The 16394-nt window shown below is 42.5% G+C and carries 14 protein-coding genes; 7 read left to right on the top strand and 7 right to left on the bottom strand.

Going from position 1 to position 16394, the window contains the following annotated elements:
• Positions 1-539: 539 nt before the first annotated feature.
• The gene (gene mutY, locus B3R79_RS04035) at positions 540-1649 is read left to right on the top strand and encodes an A/G-specific adenine glycosylase (protein WP_293693908.1); all 1110 of its coding nucleotides are present in this window, start codon (positions 540-542) and stop codon (positions 1647-1649) included.
• 219 nt (positions 1650-1868) lie between these two features.
• On the opposite strand, the gene B3R79_RS04030 is transcribed toward mutY, so the two are convergent.
• The 3 genes from B3R79_RS04030 to trxA form a co-directional block, all read right to left on the bottom strand.
• Positions 1869-2249 (bottom strand): hypothetical protein, encoded by a 381-nt coding sequence (locus tag B3R79_RS04030; RefSeq protein ID WP_168260362.1) that lies wholly within the window; start codon positions 2247-2249, stop codon positions 1869-1871.
• 77 nt (positions 2250-2326) lie between these two features.
• The gene (locus B3R79_RS04025; protein WP_293693906.1) at positions 2327-3370 is read right to left on the bottom strand and encodes an alcohol dehydrogenase catalytic domain-containing protein; all 1044 of its coding nucleotides are present in this window, start codon (positions 3368-3370) and stop codon (positions 2327-2329) included.
• 225 nt (positions 3371-3595) lie between these two features.
• Positions 3596-3910, bottom strand: a complete 315-nt coding sequence (gene trxA / locus B3R79_RS04020) for a thioredoxin (RefSeq protein WP_154455395.1) — start codon at positions 3908-3910, stop codon at positions 3596-3598.
• Positions 3911-4058: 148 nt separating this feature from the next.
• Here trxA and B3R79_RS04015 point away from each other — a divergent pair, with 148 nt between their 5' ends.
• Positions 4059-4556, top strand: coding sequence for a phosphatase PAP2 family protein (locus B3R79_RS04015; RefSeq protein WP_168260361.1), 498 nt, complete (start codon positions 4059-4061; stop codon positions 4554-4556).
• A 46-nt stretch (positions 4557-4602) separates the two neighbouring features.
• On the opposite strand, the gene B3R79_RS04010 is transcribed toward B3R79_RS04015, so the two are convergent.
• Genes B3R79_RS04010 through B3R79_RS04000 form a run of 3 tightly spaced genes read right to left on the bottom strand, consistent with a single transcriptional unit; the run spans position 4603 to position 7838 of the window.
• Positions 4603-6939: an endonuclease MutS2 gene (locus B3R79_RS04010; protein ID WP_293693903.1), complete on the bottom strand. Its 2337-nt coding sequence runs from the start codon at positions 6937-6939 to the stop codon at positions 4603-4605.
• A gap of 39 nt (positions 6940-6978) precedes the next feature.
• The gene (locus B3R79_RS04005) at positions 6979-7527 is read right to left on the bottom strand and encodes a CvpA family protein (protein ID WP_293693901.1); all 549 of its coding nucleotides are present in this window, start codon (positions 7525-7527) and stop codon (positions 6979-6981) included.
• Positions 7528-7529: 2 nt separating this feature from the next.
• Complete coding sequence (locus B3R79_RS04000) at positions 7530-7838, bottom strand: hypothetical protein (RefSeq protein ID WP_168260358.1); 309 nt, start codon at positions 7836-7838, stop codon at positions 7530-7532.
• Between the two features lie 118 nt (positions 7839-7956).
• On the opposite strand from B3R79_RS04000, the gene rnhC reads away from it, so the two are divergent.
• The 4 genes from rnhC to B3R79_RS03980 all read left to right on the top strand — a co-directional run bounded on the left by rnhC (position 7957) and on the right by B3R79_RS03980 (position 12675).
• Positions 7957-8865, top strand: coding sequence for a ribonuclease HIII (gene rnhC / locus B3R79_RS03995; RefSeq protein WP_293693898.1), 909 nt, complete (start codon positions 7957-7959; stop codon positions 8863-8865).
• A 6-nt stretch (positions 8866-8871) separates the two neighbouring features.
• Positions 8872-9465 (top strand): signal peptidase I, encoded by a 594-nt coding sequence (gene lepB, locus B3R79_RS03990; RefSeq protein WP_168260401.1) that lies wholly within the window; start codon positions 8872-8874, stop codon positions 9463-9465.
• 124 nt (positions 9466-9589) lie between these two features.
• Complete coding sequence (locus tag B3R79_RS03985) at positions 9590-12046, top strand: ATP-dependent RecD-like DNA helicase (protein WP_293693896.1); 2457 nt, start codon at positions 9590-9592, stop codon at positions 12044-12046.
• Between the two features lie 143 nt (positions 12047-12189).
• Positions 12190-12675, top strand: coding sequence for a hypothetical protein (locus B3R79_RS03980; protein WP_293693894.1), 486 nt, complete (start codon positions 12190-12192; stop codon positions 12673-12675).
• Between the two features lie 50 nt (positions 12676-12725).
• Here B3R79_RS03980 and dinB read toward each other — a convergent pair whose 3' ends face one another.
• The gene (gene dinB, locus B3R79_RS03975) at positions 12726-13820 is read right to left on the bottom strand and encodes a DNA polymerase IV (protein WP_168260355.1); all 1095 of its coding nucleotides are present in this window, start codon (positions 13818-13820) and stop codon (positions 12726-12728) included.
• 214 nt (positions 13821-14034) lie between these two features.
• On the opposite strand from dinB, the gene pflB reads away from it, so the two are divergent.
• Positions 14035-16359 (top strand): formate C-acetyltransferase, encoded by a 2325-nt coding sequence (gene pflB / locus B3R79_RS03970; RefSeq protein WP_154455382.1) that lies wholly within the window; start codon positions 14035-14037, stop codon positions 16357-16359.
• Positions 16360-16394 lie beyond the last annotated feature (35 nt).

The raw sequence follows: 16394 nt of genomic DNA, 5'->3' as shown, positions 1-16394 counted from the left end.
CCTATCGATTACTATTGTTACTAGCGAAAAAGTCAACCGGTTGCTTTTTCCATCTAGCCGTATCTAATCGTCTGCTTCCAACACCATTTCTTCTAAAATATGGCACCACTCCCTTTAGAAATAACGTCGTTTTATGCCGTTATTGATCTCCATTCTTATAACGTCCTACATTAACCATCAACATAAGGCATCCCTCCAATGTACTTTGTTACAAGATTTCTCGTTTACGATTAGGGTGATTAATCACCATTTTTATAGCGTCCTAGATTAAACCTCATATAGTCCACCACCTTCATAAGGTTATCCCTGCCTACCTAAATCCAAGTTGGAGACTAATCTCCGTTTTTATACCGAGCGACATGATGTTTCAACATAAGAATCATTACCTCCTTATCTTGTTTTATCTGTCATCCTTCTTTACACTTTTATTATAATGTAACCGATTACAATTGTCAAGAATTTTGCTGCTTTTTTTGTCTATTTTTTTCGATAAGTCGCTTTTGCTACTATCCGCCTAAAAACTTTGATACAATAAACGCATGATTGATTTAAAAGATTACGGTATTGAGATGTGGGAGGATGATACCATTTTGTCCTTTCGCCGCACTTTGTTGGCTTGGTACGACCAAGAAAAACGGGATTTGCCTTGGCGACGAACCAAGGACCCTTACGCGATTTGGGTGTCTGAAATCATGCTACAACAGACACAGGTCCGCACGGTTATTCCCTACTACAAGCGCTTTTTAGATTGGTTTCCCACCATTGAAAGTCTGGCAAACGCTCCTGAAGAAAAGCTCTTGAAGGCTTGGGAAGGACTGGGGTATTATTCTCGTGTCCGCAATATGCAAGCAACTGCACAGGATATCATGATGCGATTTGGCGGGCAGTTTCCAGCCAACCACAAGGACATTCTTTCTTTGAAAGGAATTGGACCTTACACGTCTGGAGCTATTGCAAGTATTGCTTTTGGTCTGCCTGAACCAGCTGTGGATGGCAACGTGATGCGCGTGATGGCTAGGCTTTTTGAAATTAACTACGATATCGGTGACCCTAAAAATCGGAAGATTTTTCAAGCTGTGATGGAAAAACTCATTGACCCTGACCGTCCTGGGGACTTTAACCAAGCTTTGATGGATTTGGGAACCGACATTGAATCTGCCAAAAACCCACGACCACATGAATCACCAATTCGCTTTTTCTGTGCGGCTTACCTAAACGGTACCTATGACAAATACCCCATTAAATTGCCTAAGAAAAAGCCTAAACCGCTTGATTTGACTGCTTTTGTCATCCGAAATGCTGACGGGGAATTTCTCATGGAAAAAAACACCGAGGAACGATTGCTAGGAGGCTTTTGGTCTTTTCCTATCTTGGAAATGCCTGACCAACAAACTGATAAAAAGGCAGACTTTGAGGAAGGTTACCACATACACCCAACTTGGAGTACGGCCACTTTCACGCCTGTTAAACATACCTTTAGCCACCAAAAGTGGACCGTCACATTGATTGAAGGCACCGTCGCTTCACCACAATTGACGAAAGGCAAAGAACTGCGCTGGGTGAAAAAAGACGCTTTGAGCGACTATCCCATGGCAACCCCACAGAAAAAATTATTAGAAAACTATTTGACGTCTAAAAAGACCCAATAGACACAAAAAACCTCAACGCCAAGCGTTGAGGTGCATTAGGAGATTTATGGGAGTTCTAGGCTAGGATACCTATCACTCACCAAACAATAACTTCAATCAGTGATTAAAGCCACTGCTATGAAAAAGAAAGTTTATTAGGAATGATTATAGTATAAGCGGTCTAGCTTAATGAAACCTAAACGTTTACTTATAGAAACCGTAAAGCAAACCAATGGAGATTTAAAGATAGTTAAAATACGCCAAATCAACTGTCAGGGCATTAGCCGTCACAAACTGGTGCTTGCCATTAAACTGAGCAAAATGGGTTGCCGCTTGAATGCGATAAACCTTGGCAAATTCCTGATAAAGCACAGCATCCATCTCACTCACATTTAAGAAATAAACGGTTTGGTTCATCTGTCCCAAACGGTCCAAACCTCTTTGGGTTTCAGCCTGTTCCAAGCGTCCGATAAACAACAAAAACGTTTCTTTCATATCCATTTTATTAAGCAATTCATGCAAGGTGATGAATTGGATATTGTCAGAAATGCCTTTTTTATCACGGCAGAAAAACCATCTGCCTGCTAATGTCAATAACCCTAAAACAAGAAAAGCCCTCATATCATACCTCCCACTTATTTATTCGTAAACGAAATGACTTGTGGGTGGAAATGAGGGATTTTTTTGAATGAAACTACTTAATCCATGACTAGCATTGATTTAATGGCTTTGCGGTCACGCATATCTTGATAGGCTTGATTGATATCATCTAGAAAATAAGTGTGGGTAAAGACACGGCCTGGATTGATATCCCCGTCAAGAACAGCCTTGAGAAGAATTTGCTTATCGTAGGTTGTCACAGAAGCTGAACCACCACCGATGATAATGTTTTGTGAAAAGGTTGAACCAAGTGGGCGATTATCGTAATGGGGCACACCCACAAAACCAACACGACCGCCGTTGTGGAGAACTCCCAGAGCTTGGTCAATAGCTGCTTCCGTACCGACACATTCTAGAGCAACATCCGCACCACCACCGAGAATGTTACGCACCTTGGCAATACCTTCTTCGCCACGTTCAGCAACGACAGCATTAGCACCTGAAGCCAAAGCCATTTGCTGACGGTCCTCATGTCGGCTCATCAAGATAATCTGAGAAGCCCCGCGCATTTTGGCCGCAATAACCGCACATTGACCAACGGCACCATCACCGATAACAACGACCTTGTCGCCTGGCTTAACGTCAGCAACACGCGCAGCATGATAACCTGTTGGCATAACATCAGCCAAAGTAAGGAGTGATTTCACCATACCTTCTGAATAATCAGACGGTTGCCCAGGGATTTTAATCAAAGCCCAGTTAGCATAGTGGAAGCGAACATATTCTGATTGGAAACCAGAAGACCAGTTTGTATAGCCAGGGTGGTTATCACACGTTCCGTCAAAACCAGCACGGCAAGCATCACATTCCCCACAACCGTGAGTAAATGGCACGATGACAAAATCACCAGGTTGAACAGTAGTAATGGCAGGGCCAACTTCTTCGACAATACCAAGCGCTTCATGACCTGAATTGACCGAATGCGCTGCTTTTTTATCTCCATTGGCATAAGCCCAGAGGTCAGAACCACACACGCAAGCACGAACGACTTTGATAATGACATCATCATCGGCTTGTAATTGTGGTTTTGGTACCTCTTCAATAGTCATCAGACCAGCTTTTTCAAAAATGGCAGTTTTCATTGTAAATACAGGCTTTGCTTGCCATCAACATGATGACAAGTGAGCCCCTCCTTTCTTAATATTGATATTGGGACAAAACGCTCACTTATCCGCGTCCCAAACGAGTAAGCGCCAAAAGTGTGAAAACACTTTCTATTTGATTGACACCGTTATTATAATCCTTTGAGTGCACTCTAAATCAAGCCATATGAACAAAAAAAGTCAGGAAAATCCCGACTTTTATGATTAGCTTAATTCTGCGACGATGTCTTTGATTTGTTCTTTGGTGTGAACCCCAGCTACTTGTTTAACCACTTTGCCATCTTTCTTGAATAACAAGGTTGGGATTGACATGATACCAAATTCTTGTGCGGTATTTGGGTTTTCGTCCACATCGATTTTAACGATTTTAAGAACATCTTCATCGATTTCTTCTGATAATTGGTCTAAAATTGGGGCTTGCATCAAGCATGGACCACACCAAGTTGCCCAAAAGTCCACTAGGACAAGCCCTTCGTTTGTTTCTGCTTCAAATGTTGCATCTGTCACGATATGTGCCATAATCTTACCGAGAACTGCCAAGACGTCAGTTCTTTTTTCCTTTTCTAATAGTCTATGTGCCTATTTTACGGGAAACTTTAGCGTTTGACAAGTAATTGCTACGTTTTCCGTGATATAATGCTATTATCATCTCAATTAAGGACAAACCATGAAAGATTACGCAGATTTTTACCAACGGCTAACGCAACCTATCCGAAAAAGACCCGCATCCATTCGCTGCTTACGCTTAAGCAATAGCCTCGTCACCAAGATAATGTACCTCATCTATCCTATCTTACTTATCTATCTTTGGTGGCAAGCTCCCAAGCGTCTAATGGCTTTTATCCTTATCCCAGCTCTTGCTTTTGTGCTGGTGTCCGTCATTAGAAAACGCCTCAACGTCCCACGTCCCTACGAGGCATGGGCCATTACTCCTTTGATTGCTAAAAATACCAAGGGGCAATCTTTTCCAAGCCGTCACGTTTTTTCAGCGACCATTATCAGCATGGCTGTCTTACGACTGAATATCATCTTGGGCAGCATCTGCTTACTTCTGTCCCTCCTTTTAACTTTTTGCCGTGTGCTTGGGGGCGTCCACTATCCACGCGATGTCACGGCAGGTTTTCTCATCGGACTTGCTTGCGGGGCATTGCTCTTTCTTTTTTAATCATCACAAAATCTCCCTAGCGATGCCGTTAGAGAGATTTTTTTGTTTAACCTAAATTAGCAATGGTACAACCGCTACCGCCTGCGTTTTGCGGAGCGTATCCAAATGATTTCACGTGTTTGTTACGGCGAAGGTATTTGGTAACACCCTCACGGATAACACCCGTTCCGATACCGTGAATAATGTCCACCTGCGCCATATTATTAAGCAAGGCTTGGTCGATAAACTCATCCAATTCTTGCATGGCTTCTTCGTAACGTTTGCCTCGCAAATCCAATCTAGCACGCGGTCCTGTGCTTTTTTGGCTTTTCTTAACCACATTGACTTGTTTTTTCTTCGGTTTTTGAGCTTCCTCTTGGACTTTGACAAGGGTAAATTCGTCCTCTTTCAAAGTCATCTTAATCAAGCCAATCTGAGCTTCCCATTTGCCATCTTTGACTTTATTGGTCAAAGTACCCCGTTGTCCGTAAGCCGTCACGATGATATCATCACCCACGCGCGGCGCGCGTAATTTCTTGGCTTTCTTGAGAACCTTATTTTTAGACAAATCAACCTCAGGCGCCAATTTTTTCAGCTGGCTTTTGGCTTCGATGACTTCATGTGGTTTTAAGCGTGCTTTTTCATGCAGATTTTTGAGAATAGCTTCGCTTTCTGCCATCGCTTTGTCTACAATTTCCTGTGCTTTGACGCTGGCCTTTTCCAACTCCTTGTCCTTGGCGTGTGAAAATTCATTGTAAAGCTTCTTGACTGCACGGTTGAATTTGAGATTTTCTTGCTCCACTTCTTTGATGTGGTCCAGGCGTTTGCGGCTTTCACGCGTCTGAGCTTCCAAACGTTCGATGATGCGGTTAACATCGGTATCTGAATCCGTCAATCGCTCTGCTTCATTGACAATAATTTCTGCCAAACCAAGACGGCGAGCAATTTCAAAGGCGTTTGAACGTCCAGGAACCCCTTGCATGAAATGGTAGGTTGGACTGAGTGTGTCCGTATCAAATTCCATGCTTGCATTTTCAACAAAATCCGTTTCGATGCCGTAGGCTTTTAACTCTGGATAGTGGGTGGTTGCCATGGTTTTGACTTCCAACAAACGCAAGTGCTCCAAAATCGCCATGGCTAGGCTAGCCCCTTCTTGTGGGTCCGTACCAGCACCCAATTCATCGACCAAAACAAGGCTATCTTTATCAGCTTGGTCTAAAATACTAACGATATTGGTCATGTGGCTTGAAAAGGTTGACAAGCTCTGCTCAATAGATTGCTCATCACCAATATCTGTAAAAATTTCCTTGAAAATAGCAACCTTGCTGCCTTTATCGGCTAAAATCGGCAAACCTGATTGTGCCATCAATTGTGCCAAGCCCAAGGTTTTCAACATAACTGTCTTACCACCTGTATTGGGACCCGTGATGACTATAATCGTCAATTCCTGCATAAAATGAAGGTCATTGGCAACAGGATTGAGCAAGAGTGGGTGACGGGCTTGCAAGAGTTGAACGGTCTTATCGCTTGATAATTGTGGCACCACAGCGCGACGCTCTTGCATAAATAAGAATTTGGCGCGCACAAAGTCCAAATGCCCTAGCACCCAAGCATTGTTGCGAATGATTTGGGTATGCGGGCGAAGCATATTGGACAATTCGCGTAAAATACGTGCCATTTCGTGGCGTTCGTCAGCGCGCAATTGTGTGATTTCTTCGTTTAATTGCACCACAGCGCGTGGCTCAATATAAACTGTGCTTCCAGATGCTGAAATATCATGCACAACCCCAGAAATACGGTTGCGGTAGGTATTTTTCACAGGCAAAACCGCACGGCCATTACGGCTAGCAAGCAAGGTTTCTGTCAAATGGTCAGCTTGTTTTTTCAAAATATCTTGCAAAATCTGACGCACACGACTCTCACTGTGATTGATTTGACGACGAATCCTGCCCAATTCAGCACTGGCGAAGTTTTCAATAAACCCGCCATCGTTGATAGCCTGTAAACTTCCCTGTAAACTTGGAAGCAGTTCAAGCTTATCAAATAAGGTATTTAGAGCTGTCAACTCGACATTTTCCAAATCATTGTAAAAATGTTTGACCTCTGCAGACACTTGCAAGACTTTCTTGATATCGATGATTTCTGAAATGTTAACATCTGCTTCTAATTCCAGACGGCGCATGCTCTCAGAAACATCACGCAAACTGCCCATACCAAAGGAATGATGTTCAATGAAAATCTGCTCCATATCTGACATTTCATCAAAAGAACGCAAGATACGGTCAGCCTCTGTCATTGGTTCTAATTTGTGCAACTCCTCTTGCCCTTGCTCGGTTTGCAAGTAACTTTCGAAAAGTTGCTTGACTTTATCAAATTCTAACTGTTCTAAAATTCTTGTATTCATGCTTTCTTATCCTATAAAAATAAGGGCTAAAGCCCTTTATTAATTCAAAACAGACCCTGCCCACAAATCTTTGATACTGTTGACAAATGGGTAAAAAGAGTCCACTAAAAATCGGACCAATCCACTGCCTGAGAGGGTATTTTGCACTAAACTCAATGGAACGGTTGTCAGCAAGGTCAAAACCAAGCTGAAAAACATCATCGTAACCAGCACCGAAAAAACACCGCTCACGACATTAGCACCAACATTGTCCCAACGATTAACAGGTGCCAAATGAACAAAAACACCCAGCAAACGAAAAGTCAGATAAGCTAGACTGTAAATAGCGGTAAAGGCAGCCCCTGCATAATAAACTTGGTCCAAATCAAAGAGAGGCACATCCCGCCAAAACGCCATGGTCGCGCCTTGAACCGCATTGGCATAGGGAAGCCACAAGGTCAGCCTATCTGCCAAGGGTTGATAGAACTGCCCCGCAATAACAAGCGACAACACACTAGCCACAAGGTAGTAGGTTTGCAGAACAATTCCGCGCGCATACCCAATGTAAAACTGCCAAATAAAAACGATTAGAAGAATAGCAGATATCATACTTAATCCTCGTTAGCGTCTGATTTACTGGCTTTCTCCTTGATGTCAACAATCGTTTCCGAGCGAAGCGCCATTAACTCTTTCTCCATTTTTTCAACTTCTATTTCACGGCTAAGCTGAGTTGAAAGGGAATTGATAGCCATTAAAATAGCAACCATTTCATCATCAGCTTGGGGTAATTTTTCTTTAATAGCGGCGTATTTTTCTTTTGCAACTCTTTCGACTTCTTCCATAAAGAGATTATCTTGATCTGTCGTCAAGGTAATTGTCTTTTCTCCAAAAACAAACTTATACCGATTTTTACTTTTCATATAGTCACCTCCTTGACATTATACCGTAAAATAGCCATTTCGTAAAATACTAGGAGAAAAAACAAGACTTTGGCTATCTATTTGAGCATAGCCTTTGGTTTTATGATAAAATGGGACTATGAGTACAGTTGTTATAACTTTAAAAGAGGCAGCTTTGCAGAAACTTATAAAAACATTTAATAGCCAGCAAGTTGCCAGTAAAAATCCCTATATCACATTTGCAGCCAAAGTAGATAAGGTGATGATTTCAGTTTACACGTCAGGAAAGGTCGTCTTTCAAGGTGAAAAAGCTGAGGAAGTCGCTAAATATTTTGGCTATCAAGCGCCTGACGCATCCATCCAAACAGCACCCGCAGGGCAAAAACTAGCCCTCATCGGGTCAGATGAGGTGGGCAACGGTTCTTACTTTGGGGGCTTGGCAGTTGTGGCTAGTTTTGTCACTCCTGACAAACACGCCCTGCTTAGAAAACTAGGAGTGGATGACTCCAAACGATTGACCGATGCCAATATTCGCAAAATCGCTCCTATTCTCAAGCAAGAAATTCCCCACCGCGCTCTCCTCCTATCTCCTAAAAAATACAATCAGGTCGTGGGAGCTGGCAAACAGTACAATGCTGTTTCTGTCAAGGTAGCTTTACACAATCAAGCTATTTATTTACTACTAAAAGATGGCTTCAAACCGCAAAAAATCGTCATCGATGCTTTTACCAGCCAACAAAACTATCAAAAATATATCAAGCAAGAAGTCAACCAATTTGACAATCCCTTGACACTAGAAGAAAAGGCTGAAGGCGAGTATTTGGCGGTGGCGGTCAGCTCGATTATTGCAAGAGATTTATTTTTGGACTATTTAGACCAGCTCAGCCAAAAAATCGGCTATCCCTTGCCAAGTGGGGCAGGGCAAAAGTCCGACTTTATTGCCAGTCAGATTTTAAAAACGCATGGAATGGCTGGTTTAGCAGAAACAGCTAAACTGCATTTTGCAAATACAAAAAAAGCTCAAGAGCTATTACGGAAAGGAAATTGAGGAAGCATTATGAAATTTCTTAAAGAATGGGGACCTTTTATCCTCTTTGTTTTGGTGCTAGGTCTTAGTCGCTTATTCCTTTGGCAGCCTGTCAAAGTCGATGGGCACTCAATGGACCCAACCTTAGCAGATGGAGAACGCTTGATTGTCCTTGACCACACGAAAATCAACCGTTTTGATATTGTTGTGGCTAAGGAAACTGAGGACGGACAAACCAAGGAAATCGTTAAACGTGTCATCGGGATGCCTGGTGATACGATCACTTACAATGATGACACGCTTTACATCAACGGTAAAGAAGTCGATGAAAAATACCTTGATGAGTACAAACAAGCCTTTGATGACGACCAACTCCAAGACATTTATGCCTATAATTCGCTCTTCCAAGAGTTGGCTGAGAAAGCAGACGCCTTTACTACGGATAGCGATGGCAATACTGAATTTACCGTTAAAGTGCCAAAAGGCGAGTACTATCTCATGGGAGATGACCGCATCGTATCGAAAGACAGCCGTGAAGTCGGAACTTTTCCGAAATCATCCATTGTTGGTGAAGTCAAATTCCGCTTCTGGCCACTTTCAAAAATCGGATTTATTGAATAAACGCACAAGGCTAGAAAAAACTCTAGCCTTGTTTTTGTTTTTCCTTTAACAAAGAAATGGTATAATAAAGCCATTCTGAACAAGCAAATGACACTAAAACAAAAATAATGAGGACAGACTTTTCATGGAATACTTTTTTTCTGGCACGGTTGAGCGAGTCATTTTCGAAAATGCTAGCAACTTTTTTAGGATTGTCTTGATAAGTATCGAGGATACTGATGCAGATTTTGATGAACCTGAGATTATCGTGACGGGGACGATGGCTGATATTGCTGAAGGCGAGGACTACACCTTTTGGGGCGAGTTAACCCAGCATCCAAAATACGGGGAGCAACTAAAGGCCTCACGTTACGAGCGTGCCAAACCCACTTCTTCTGGCTTGATCAAATACTTCTCAAGTGCCCAATTTAAAGGCATTGGCCGAAAAACGGCTGAGAAGATTGTGCAACTTTACGGTGACAATACCATTGATCATATCTTGGACGACCCTAGCCGATTAGACAACATTGCTGGTTTGTCCAAGGAAACCAAGGACCGTTTTTTAGCTCGTCTAAAACTGCATTATGGAACAGAGCAGATTTTAGCCAAACTGGCCGAATACGGCTTAACCAATCGTGTTGCCGTTGATATTTTCAATCATTATAAAGAAGACAGTTTGGAAATTATCCAAGAAAATCCCTACCAACTGGTTGAGGATATTCAAGGAGTTGGTTTTAAGATTGCAGATCAACTGGCAGAAGAATTGGGCATTGAGGCAAACGCACCACAACGTTTTCGAGCAGCACTTGTGCACACCCTTTTTGAAACTTCTATGGAACGAGGCGACACCTATGTGGAAGCACGAGATTTGTTAGAGCAAGCCATTACCACTCTCGAAGAAGCACGCCCTGTCGAATTGGACCCCGCAGCTGTCGCTCAAGAATTGTCAACACTCATCACAGAAGACAAGGTGCAAAACATTAGCACCAAGATTTTTGACAGTAGCCTTTTTTATGCCGAAGCTGGTATTAAAAAGCATCTGACACGTATCCTTGACACCCCTTTGGAAAATACTTTTTCGGACGATGACATTCAAGAAGAAATCGCAGCTGTTGAGGAAGATTTTGCTATTTCTTATGACCAAGTCCAACGCAAGGCTATTCAAGAAGCTTTGCAAAGCAAGGTATTTATCTTGACAGGTGGGCCAGGGACTGGAAAAACCACGGTTATCAACGGCTTGATTGCTGCTTATGCGCAGCTCCACCGCATTGACCTCAATAAAACAGACATTCCTATTATCTTAGCAGCACCGACAGGACGAGCCGCACGACGAATGAATGAATTAACTGGCCTCCCCAGTGCAACCATTCACCGTCACTTAGGCTTAAATGGTGACAACGACTACCAAGCCATGGACGATTATTTGGATTGTGATTTGATTATCATTGACGAATTTTCTATGGTGGACACTTGGCTAGCTAATCAACTCTTTAGTGCCATTGCTTCAACAACTCAGGTCATTATCGTTGGGGATAGCGACCAGCTACCGTCTGTTGGTCCAGGACAAGTGCTTTCTGACTTGTTAAAAATTGACACACTCCCCCAACTTGCCCTCACCAAAATCTTTAGACAATCTGAGGATTCGACCATTGTCACGCTTGCTAACCAAATGCGACAAGGCCAATTGCCTGCCGATTTCACACAAAAAAAGCCTGACCGCTCTTATTTTGAAGCCAGTGCTACCTACATTCCTGATATGATTGCCAAGATTGTCCAATCTGCTGTTAAAAGTGGTATCAACCCGCAGGAAATTCAGATTTTAGCACCCATGTACCGTGGTGCCGCAGGGATTAACCGTCTCAACACCATTATCCAAGACTTGCTCAATCCCTTGGACAATCAGCAAGATTTTGCGTTTGGTGAGATGAGTTTTCGTAAAGGAGATAAAATTCTCCACCTTATTAACGATGCCGAGCTAAATGTCTTTAATGGCGACATCGGCTACATCACAGATTTAATTCCCGCCAAATACACCGAATCCAAGCAAGACGAACTCTATTTGTCCTTTGACGGTAATGAGGTCATTTACCCTCGCAACGAATGGCACAAAATCACCCTTGCCTACGCCATGTCTATCCACAAATCGCAAGGGAGTGAATTTCAGGTGGTTATTTTGCCAATTACACATCAAAGTCGCCGCCTCCTACAACGCAACCTCATCTACACCGCCATTACACGTTCCAAGAGTAAATTGGTGATGCTAGGAGAACTTGCCGCCTTTGATTATGCCATCAAAAATGAAGGTGATAAGCGCAAAACTTATCTTGTGCAGCGTTTTAGCAACGATAATCTAGCGCAAGAAACAGCTGAAAAACAGGTAGAAACACCACAAGAAACAGCTACACCCGAAAATCAAAATTACCAAAATGTCGCTGTTCCCGCAGACACCGCTGTCGAAGAACAGATTCAGTTAACCTTGGACATTGACAACCAAGTGGAGCAAGAAACTCAAGCCTATCGCCTGACAGAGGAAAATATCCCTTTCATCGACCCCATGATTGGCTTGACAACAGCCGACATCGAACGTTTTTTCAAATCCTAACACTAACCCCCAGACCTACTTTCGGCTGGGGGTTATCTCATGACCTCTCATGACTTGGCAGAAGGCTATTTACAACGCTTCAATTTATGGTATAATAATTTGTATTATGACATTAGTATAATTTGATATTTTGGAGGTTTGGTATGGTTTCTTATGAAAAATTACGTCAGTCCTTGCGTTCTTGGACATTGTTCATCGCTTGGATAAATGTACTCGCCGCTATCGGCAAGATTTCAGGTATTGTCAGCTACTTTGCCATCAGCAATAATTTAGATGAACTAAAGAAAACTGTGGATACTGAGGTTTATCAAACCCTGGTCGCTGCAAGTAATATTTGGTATCCCATTATCTACATCGTTGCTTTGGTGACTAACGTTGTTGTGGCTTATCTGGCTTTTAGGAACCTTGCCAAAATCAAAGAAAACGTACCTAGCTTGATGCCTTACCGTATTGCCTTGGGCTACACTGTTGTCTATAACGTTGCTATTATCATCTTAGCAGTTGCCTTGGGGGATTCACTTAGCATCACACTCTTTTTATTTCCTATTATCTTCTTGGTGCTTTATGGTTATGTTTACAACAAAGCTATCAAACTCTTGTACCGCGACGACGCAGTTGAAGTCAACTAAGTACATCACATCATTAGAAAAGCCACTGCTATTAAGTGGCTTTTTTCTATTTAAAGATGGAGGGCAATGGACTCGCTTGTATTTTCTAGTTGAGTTGCCGTGACACCTAAAAGACGTATGCCTTTTGAAGACTCTTCCAGCTGGTCAAAAATAGCTTGAGCCATTTGACTAATCGTTTTGGCATCATCTGTCGCCACGTCCAGCGTCATGCGTTTGGTCAAGGTCGAAAAATCTGAATAACGCACTTTTAAGACAATCACGCGCCCCAATTTTTGATTTTTCTTGAGGTTGTCAGACACGCGCTGCGCATTTTTGGCAATCTCTGAGCGAATACTGGCTTCATCATACAACAATTTGCCATAGGTTTTCTCACTCCCAACCGATTTGCGAATGCGATTGGGTTGCACAGGTGCATTGGAAATGCCTCTTGCTTTTCGATACAAGTCGTAGCCAAAACGCCCAAAAAGGTCAATCAAGGTCATCTCAGACAAGCCCAGCAAATCCTCGCCCGTGTAAACGCCCATGTGATGGAGCTTATCCACCGAACGCTTCCCCACACCATGAAATTTTTCAATAGGCAACTGTTTTAGAAAATCTTGAGCATCTTCTGGCAAAATCAAGGTCAATCCCCTTGGTTTTTCAAAATCCGATGCCAATTTAGCCAAGAATTTATTATAAGACACCCCAGCCGAACACGTTAAACCAAGCTCTTGCCAAATGTCATACTGAATCATTTTAGCAATCTTAACCGCTGACTTGATGTTCAGTCTATTATGCGTCACATCCAGATAAGCCTCATCAATCGACATAGGCTCTACCAAATCCGTGTAACGCTTAAAAATAGCCCGAATCTGCAGCCCAATTTGACGGTATTTGTGATGATTACCAGAAATAAAAATGGCTTGCGGGCAACGCTCGTAAGCTTCTTTTGAGGACATGGCAGAATGCACGCCAAACGTTCTAGCCTCGTAATTACAAGTTGACACGACCCCACGACCGCCTGTTTTCCTAGGGTCTGCCCCAATAATGACAGGGTGCCCCTTCAAATTAGGATTATCACGCTCCTCCACCGAAGCAAAAAAAGCGTCCATATCAACATGAATAATTTTTCGAGATGTGTCATTAATTAAAGGGAAAATCAGCATTAAGGTATCCTTTCTCCATTTATTATACCAATTTTTAGGTTTTTTCGGTTATTTTACCTTTTTTAGTACAGTTTATTCGTATTATTCAACTGTACTAGTAAAGATTCTCACATAATTCGCTGATCTCCCCTTTGGAAAACGCTTACCATATGTTAAACTATATTTGTAAATGTAACAGATAACTTGTTACTAGAATTTAAGGAGATCTCTTATTATGGCGACTGTTAAGACTACTACAGATGTTTTTGAAAAAGCTTGGGAAGGCTTTAAAGGTACTGACTGGAAAGAAAAAGCTAGTATTTCTCGTTTCGTACAAGCCAACTATACCCCATATGATGGTGACGAAAGTTTCTTGGCACCTGCGACTGAACGTTCACTCAAAGTGAAAAAAATCGTTGAAGAAACAAAAGCACATTACGAAGAAACGCGTTTCCCAATGGATACACGTCCAACATCAATCGCTGATATCCCTGCTGGATACATCTCAAAAGAAGATGAGTTGATTTACGGTATTCAAAACGACGAGTTATTCAAATTGAACTTCATGCCTAAAGGCGGTATCCGCATGGCAGAAACAGCTCTTAAAGAACACGGTTATGAACCAGACCCAGCTGTTCATGAAATTTTCACAAAACACGTGACAACTGTAAACGATGGTATCTTCCGTGCTTACACATCTAATATCCGCCGTGCCCGTCACGCCCACACTGTAACTGGACTTCCTGATGCATACTCTCGTGGTCGTATTATCGGTGTTTACGCACGTCTTGCCCTCTACGGAGCAGACTACTTGATGAAAGAAAAAGCAAACGACTGGAACGCGATTACAGAAATTGATGAAGAATCAATTCGCCTTCGTGAAGAAGTTAACTTGCAATACCAAGCCCTTGGTGAAGTCATTAAATTGGGTGACCTTTACGGTGTCGATGTTCGCCGACCTGCGATGAACGTCAAAGAAGCTATCCAATGGACAAACATTGCTTTCATGGCTGTTTGTCGTGTGATTAACGGTGCGGCTACTTCTCTTGGACGTGTGCCCATCGTTCTTGATATTTACGCAGAACGTGACCTTGCTCGTGGTACATTTACAGAATCTGAAATCCAAGAATTTGTTGATGATTTCGTATTGAAACTTCGTACCGTAAAATTTGCTCGTACCAAAGCTTATGACGAACTTTACTCTGGTGACCCAACATTCATCACAACTTCTATGGCTGGTATGGGTGCTGACGGACGCCACCGTGTTACAAAAATGGACTACCGTTTCTTGAATACTCTTGATAACATCGGTAACGCTCCAGAACCAAACTTGACTGTTCTTTGGACAGATAAATTGCCATACGCTTTCCGTCGCTACTGCATGAAGATGTCACACAAACACTCTTCTATCCAATACGAAGGTGTGACAACAATGGCAAAAGACGGATATGGTGAAATGTCATGCATCTCATGTTGTGTGTCACCACTTGACCCAGAAAACGAAGAACAACGCCACAACATCCAATACTTCGGCGCACGTGTAAACGTCCTTAAAGCCCTTCTTACTGGTCTAAACGGCGGTTACGACGATGTTCACAAAGATTACAAAGTCTTTGATATCGAACCAGTTCGCGACGATGTGCTTGATTTTGACACTGTCAAAGCCAACTTTGAAAAATCACTTGACTGGTTGACAGATACTTACGTAGATGCCCTTAACATCATTCACTACATGACTGATAAATACAACTACGAAGCTGTTCAAATGGCATTCCTGCCAACAAAACAACGTGCTAACATGGGATTTGGTATCTGTGGTTTCGCTAATACTGTCGATACCTTGTCAGCTATCAAATACGCAACAGTTAAACCAATCCGTGACGAAGATGGCTACATCTACGACTACGAAACTATCGGAGATTACCCTCGTTGGGGTGAAGATGACCCTCGTTCAAACGAATTGGCTGAATGGTTGATTGAAGCTTACACAACTCGTCTTCGTAACCACAAACTTTACAAAGACGCTGAAGCAACTGTATCACTTCTTACCATCACATCAAACGTTGCTTACTCTAAACAAACAGGTAACTCACCAGTTCACAAAGGAGTTTACTTGAACGAAGATGGTAGCGTGAACCTTTCTAAATTGGAATTCTTCTCACCAGGTGCTAACCCATCTAACAAAGCTCGCGGTGGTTGGTTGCAAAACCTTAACTCATTGGCAAGTCTTGACTTCTCATATGCTGCCGATGGTATCTCATTGACAACCCAAGTATCACCACGTGCTCTTGGTAAGACCTTCGATGAACAAGTGGATAACCTTGTGACTATCCTTGATGGTTACTTTGAAAACGGTGGTCAACACGTTAACTTGAACGTTATGGACCTTAAAGACGTTTACGATAAGATCATGAGTGGCGAAGACGTTATCGTTCGTATCTCTGGTTACTGTGTCAACACAAAATACCTCACAAAAGAACAAAAAACAGAATTGACTCAACGTGTCTTCCACGAAGTACTTTCAATGGACGATGTCGCTGAAACTCTTTCTCAAAACTAATATATAAAAAAGGGCTCATTGTCAACTGTAGTGGG

The sequence above is a fragment of the Streptococcus sp. UBA3373 genome, assembly GCF_002360305.1.
Taxonomy (GTDB): Bacteria; Bacillota; Bacilli; order Lactobacillales; family Streptococcaceae; genus Streptococcus; species Streptococcus alactolyticus.
Note: the sequence above shows the minus strand (reverse complement) of the source record. Positions and strands in the feature narration are given on the sequence as shown.